A 5,390-nucleotide genomic window follows, 5' to 3' on the forward strand; every position below is an offset into this window, starting at 1 on the left:
CGCTGCTTCAACAAGCTCAAGAACGCCAGGCGTGTCGCGACCCGCTACGACAAGACGGCGGAAAGCTTTCTCGGCTTCATTGACATCACGTCGATCCGCCTCTGGCTCCGTCATTTGTCAACATGACCTAAGAATTTTGTATTCGCGCAATCCATGTCTGCCGTTTTCCGGCAGCGATTGCAGGTCCGCTTCTGCGAGATCCGGGTCATCTTCAGCCAGCATCATCCGCATTTGCGCCAACCCGCGGAAAGTTTTTTTCGCCCCTCTTGGGAATAAAACCGACTGCTGCTGCGTCATCGGGTTGCAGAGACCGACAAAGGCTCTCTGAGCAACCAATAGGAGCAAGACAATGCGTATCCTTGAAGAACTCGAGCTGGAGCAAGTCTACGGTGCTGGTGGCAATGGTCGTCGTCGGGCGAAAAACCGTCGGCGTCGTTGCAACGGTTCGAACAGCAACAGCAACAGCAACCGTCGTGGCCGGGCGCCGCGCCGTCGTCGTAACCGTGGTGGCAGCAGCAGCTGATCGCCGTTCGGTTCCGGGGCGAAGGCTCCGGAACCGTATCATGTCCACATTTTGATTCCGGTCAGTCCCATGCAAATCCGCCGCCTCGACACGCCCGCGACCGATGCCAGCCGCATTCAGGAACAGCTGTGGTTGCTGGGTCAGCCCAGCCTTTCCGATTACGTTGATTTTGTGCGCGACCATGTTGCGGGGGGTGAGACCATTCCGCGTCACCTCATCGTCGATCTGTGGCGCACCGCGAATGATCACTATGCCAAGCTGGAACGGAAAGAGGCCGGTCTGGCGGATGAAGCCGAGATCCTCGACCTTCCCGCCGCCATGCAGCCCGCCGCCGATGCGCTGGCGCAGCAAGACTATTACCGCGAAACATTCGACCGCGTTCCCACCGAAATCGCACTGATCCAGCTGGACAGGATCGTGGCCAGTCAGCGCCACGTCACGCTGCCCTTTGTCAGGAATCTGGCCGCGCAGTTGTCCAGCCAACCACAGGGTGCCGACCTGTTCGCCTTCTGCCAGCCGGTGCAGCGCCGTGATGCCCCGGTCGAGATCCGCCGCATCGCCGAGGATCGTTTCGCCTTCATGTCGGATTCCAGCGACATGCGGTTTCACGAAGCCGCGCTGCTGTCGCCGGGCCAGATAAGCGGGCATTCCAGCTTTGGCCCGGTTTCAGGGGCCGTGGGACTGTTCGTCGGTCTTGGCTCGAACTTTCTTAGCGTGGTTCGCTGGGAAGATCGGATGGTCCTGCATAACGGTTATCACCGTGCCGCCGCGCTGCTGATGGCGGGCTATACCCATGTCCCGGCCATCATCCAGACCGTCACCCGCCGGGATGAGCTTGAACTGGTGGCAAGCAGCACCGTGGCCGATGATCCCGCCTTCTATTTCCGGGCGGCTCGTCCGCCGTTGCTGAAGGATTTCTTCGATCCGCAGACCAGCATCGTTCTGCCGGTGAAAAAGCACCGCCGCATGATCGAGGTCAGCTTCCAGATCCGCGAACTGAGCGTCGAAGAGGTCTGAGATGAAGGATAGCCCCCTTTTTCGCCCCGAGGCCATGACCGAACAGCAGGATCGCTGGTTGGGATCGGTGCTGCTGTTGCCGCGCCTGCCCTATACGGTGGCTGTCGTGGTCGTTGCCTTGCTGGCCGGGGGGCTGATCGCGCTGATCGCGTGGGGCGAATATACCCGCAAGGTGCGGCTGGCAGGTTGGCTTGCCCCCGAAAGCGGGCTGTTGCAGGTCGTGGCGCCGCAGACCGGGGTGCTGGCCCGCGTTTCCGTGCAAGAGGGTCAGGAAGTCAAAAGCGGCGAGCCGCTGGCCGTCGTCTCAAGCGAACGACAAAGTGGTGCCTTTGCCACCCAGCAAGAAGTGCTGCGCGCCTTGCAGGCCCGCCGCGACAGTCTGAACAGTGAACGCGAAAGCCATCGCGCGCTGTTCGCACGTCAGCAGGAAACACAGCATGCCCGGCTGGACGTGCTGCGTGACGAGATCGAAGGGCTGGACGCGGAATTTGCGTTGCAGCGCCGGCGGGTTGCCCGGGCCGAGGAGGTCACGGACCGTCAGCGCGATCTGCGCGCGCAGAAGCTGTCGACCGAGGATGATCTGCTGCGCGCCGAGGATGCGGCATTCGCCCAAGCCCAGTCCCTGAACGAACTTGAACGCGCCCGCGCTGCGGTCAATCGCAGCCGGGTCGAGCTGGAATCCGAGATGGCCGAGCATCCGCTGCGGCTTCAGGTCCAGCTGGCCGAAATCGACCGGCAGATCGCGCAGATCGAACAGGATCTTGCCGAAGCCGAGGCCGGTCGAGAGGCGGTCGTGCTGGCACCGATGGACGGCACCGTGACAGCCCTGCGCGCGGCAACCGGCGACGGGGTCGGATCGTCCGCCCCGCTGATGACGCTGATCCCAAGCGGTGCCCGGATGCAGGCGCGCCTTTACGGTCCTAGCCGCGACATCGGCTTTGTGCAGCCCGGCCAGCGCGTGCTGGTGCGGTATGACGCATTCCCGCATCAGAAATTCGGGCGCTATGAAGGCACAGTCAGCAGCGTTTCGCGGGCAACGATCAATGCCGGCGAACTGGGCGCGGCTTCCTCGGGCTCTTTGGCCGATCTGGTTCGCTCGGGCGAGCCTGTCTATCGCATCACCGTCGATCTGGATCAGGACTTTGCCGAAACCTATGGCCGGTCGGCCGCCTTGCAGGCCGGCATGACGCTAGAGGCCGATATTCAGATTGAAACCCGGCGGCTTTGGCAGTGGCTGCTTGATCCGCTTTATTCCCTTCACGGAGGAGAAAAGGCATGACCGCTGTAACCGACCTTCAATTCGGCTGGGGACGACGCCTGCCGATGATCCTGCAGACCGAAGCGGCGGAATGCGGACTTGCCAGTCTTACGATGATCGCAGCATGGCACGGCCGCGCCACCGATGCGGCCGAATTGCGCCGCAAGTTCGGCTTTTCGCTGAAAGGGGCGACCCTGAAGGACGTGATCGGGGTGGCCGAACATATCGGCATGGCCTCGCGCCCGTTGCGGCTGGAAATGGACGAACTGAAACAACTGCAACTGCCCTGCATCCTGCACTGGGATCTCAATCATTTCGTCGTGCTGAAATCCGTCAGCCGCAACGCGATCACCATCCATGATCCAGCCGAGGGCCTGCGCCGCCTGACCATGACCGAGGCATCGCGCCACTTTACCGGTGTCGCGCTGGAACTGACGCCCACCAACGGTTTCGAGCCGTCGAAAGCGCCGCCACAGATCAGGATGCGGGCGCTGGTCGGTCACATTGTCGGGCTCAAACGCTCTTTGGGCTATCTGTTCTTGCTTGCGATCGGGATCGAATTGCTGGCGCTGCTGGCGCCGCTGTTTCTGTCGTTGACCATAGACCACGCCGTCGTATCGGCGGATCGCAGCCTGCTGACGACGCTGGCCGTGGCGTTCTGCTTGCTGCTGATCGTGCAGGCCTCGGTCAGCGCCCTGCGCGGCTGGATGATGATCACGATGGGCGCCAGCCTGAAAGTTCAGGCCCGCAGCAACCTGTTCACGCATCTGCTGCGCCTGCCCGCAAGCTATTTCGAAAGCCGCCATGTCGGTGATGTCGTGTCGCGTTTTGAATCGCAGGACACGATTCTGCAAACCCTGACCGAGGATTTGGTCGTGGCCATTCTGGACGGGCTGATCTGCGTCCTGACGTTGACCCTGATGTTCGTCCTTGCGCCGACGCTTGCCCTGATCGCGGTGGTGGGCGCGCTGATCTATGCGCTGCTTCGCTGGACCTTCTATGCGCCACTGCGCCGTGCCGCGTCCGAGGCGATCATCTGGGCCGCGCGTCGCGACAGCCACTTTCTGGAAAGCCTTCGCGGGATGAAAACGATCAAGCTGATGGGCGGGCAGTTCGACCGGCGAACGCGCTGGATGAACCTGCTGGTGGAAACCGTGAACCGCCAGATTGTCACCCAACGACTGAACCTGTTTTTCAGAACCGCGAATATGGTTCTGATGGGCGTGCTGACTATCGTAATCGTCTGGATCGCGGCGCGCATGATTCTGGCGAACACCTTTTCGGTGGGCCTTCTGATCGCGTTTCTGGCCTATAAGCAGATGTTTCTTTCGCGGGTTAGCGCCCTGATCGACTCGGTCGTCGAACTGCGTATGCTGGGCCTGCATGCCGAACGTCTGGCAGATATAGCCCTAACAACGCCCGAGCCGCTGGCCCAGCCGGTGACCGAGGCACCGACCGCGCCGATCTCCATCGAACTGCGCGACGTGTCGTTTCGATACAGCCCGAACGACCCGCTGGTGCTGAACGGCGTCAGCTTCCACGTTCCGGCGGGTGAGTGGGTTTCGCTTGCAGGGCCGTCGGGTTGCGGCAAGACCACGCTGCTGAAAATCATTGCCGGTCTGCTTGAGCCGACGTCGGGCGAGGTTCTGGTGAACGGAGAACCCGTTTCCCGGCTGGGCCCCGACCGCCTGCGCGCAATGATGGGCGTCGTGATGCAGGATGATGCGCTGTTTGCAGGCTCGATTGCCGACAATATTTCGTTTTTCGCCGCCAATGCCGATCCCGCACGAATCGAGGAATGCGCGCGGCTGGCCGCCATCCATAAGGATATTGCTGCAATGCCGATGTCCTATGGCACCCTGATCGGGGATATGGGCACGTCGCTGTCGGGCGGGCAGAAACAGCGCGTTCTGCTGGCGCGGGCATTCTATCGCAAGCCCGGTCTGTTGCTGTTGGACGAGGCGACCAGCCATCTGGACGTCACCCGCGAAGCCGCGGTCAACGCGGCCCTGTCCCGACTGGCCCCGACACGGATCGTGGTCGCCCACCGCCCCGAAACCATCCGCGCATCCGAGCGCGTGATCACCTTCGAAAAGGGCAGGATCGCCAGCGACGTCCGGCAGAACCGGGCCACCGATGACGCCCCGATGAAGGTGCTGGCGCGGCACGGCTGACGTGATGCATGGCCCGTCTTTTTCTCGGGAACCTGACGGCGATTTCCTCAACCCGGAAAGGGCGAGCGTCTACTGTATCTTGATGCCAACGGATGCGACGTCCTTAGTCGAGCAACAACTCGATCCCGCCTTGCGCGGCAGGTCCGCCATGACGCCGCCTTTGCTCCGGCATCATCTTCCGCCCGACCCGCTGCAAGCCTTTGAACGCCAAAATCATTAGCAACTTTAAGGTAGAACTTGGCCGAAAATAACGCGAAAGCTGGGCGGAAAGACGCTTTAACCAACGGACTAGGTCATGTTGACAAATGACGGAGCCAGAGGCGGATCGACGTGATGTCAATGAAGCCGAGAAAGCTTTCCGCCGTCTTGTCGTAGCGGGTCGCGACACGCCTGGCGTTCTTGAGCTTGTTGAAGCAGC

The 5,390-nt window shown here is 61.8% G+C and carries 4 protein-coding genes and 2 pseudogenes; 4 read left to right on the top strand and 2 right to left on the bottom strand.

The features are described from left to right. Positions 1–126, top strand: a pseudogene (locus FNJ84_RS21465) (IS5/IS1182 family transposase); the annotation flags it as partial. Here the strand turns inward: FNJ84_RS21465 and FNJ84_RS21470 are convergent. After that, positions 118–297 carry a hypothetical protein gene (locus FNJ84_RS21470; RefSeq protein ID WP_143795238.1) on the bottom strand — a complete coding sequence of 60 codons (180 nt, stop codon included), beginning with the start codon at positions 295–297 and terminating at the stop codon, positions 118–120. The pseudogene FNJ84_RS21465 and the gene FNJ84_RS21470 sit on opposite strands and share 9 nt — an antisense overlap. 295 nt (positions 298–592) lie before the next feature. Between FNJ84_RS21470 and FNJ84_RS21475 the strand changes: the two genes are divergently transcribed. The 3 genes from FNJ84_RS21475 to FNJ84_RS21485 are packed head-to-tail and all read left to right on the top strand — an operon-like array spanning position 593 to position 4,972. Further along, entirely contained in the window at positions 593–1,540 is a 948-nt protein-coding gene (locus FNJ84_RS21475) for a hypothetical protein (protein WP_143795239.1), read from the top strand. Between the two features lies 1 nt (position 1,541). After that, complete coding sequence (locus FNJ84_RS21480) at positions 1,542–2,819, top strand: HlyD family secretion protein (RefSeq protein WP_143795240.1); 1,278 nt, start codon at positions 1,542–1,544, stop codon at positions 2,817–2,819. Further along, positions 2,816–4,972 carry a peptidase domain-containing ABC transporter gene (locus tag FNJ84_RS21485; RefSeq protein ID WP_143795241.1) on the top strand — a complete coding sequence of 719 codons (2,157 nt, stop codon included), beginning with the start codon at positions 2,816–2,818 and terminating at the stop codon, positions 4,970–4,972. The genes FNJ84_RS21480 and FNJ84_RS21485 overlap by 4 nt, the downstream gene beginning before the upstream one ends. A gap of 293 nt (positions 4,973–5,265) precedes the next feature. Here the strand turns inward: FNJ84_RS21485 and FNJ84_RS21490 are convergent. Next, positions 5,266–5,390, bottom strand: a pseudogene (locus tag FNJ84_RS21490) (IS5/IS1182 family transposase); the annotation flags it as partial.

The organism is Paracoccus sp. M683 (assembly GCF_007096355.1).
Lineage (GTDB): Bacteria > Pseudomonadota > Alphaproteobacteria > Rhodobacterales > Rhodobacteraceae > Paracoccus.

What these genes read in the sequence shown, in the direction of transcription:
- FNJ84_RS21480 (WP_143795240.1), top strand. Translation starts at nt 1,542, where the DNA reads ATGAAGGATAGCCCCCTTTTTCGCCCCGAGGCCATGACCGAACAGCAG.
- FNJ84_RS21475 (WP_143795239.1), top strand. Translation starts at nt 593, where the DNA reads ATGCAAATCCGCCGCCTCGACACGCCCGCGACCGATGCCAGCCGCATT.
- FNJ84_RS21485 (WP_143795241.1), top strand. Translation starts at nt 2,816, where the DNA reads ATGACCGCTGTAACCGACCTTCAATTCGGCTGGGGACGACGCCTGCCG.
- FNJ84_RS21470 (WP_143795238.1), bottom strand. Translation starts at nt 297, where the DNA reads ATGACGCAGCAGCAGTCGGTTTTATTCCCAAGAGGGGCGAAAAAAACT.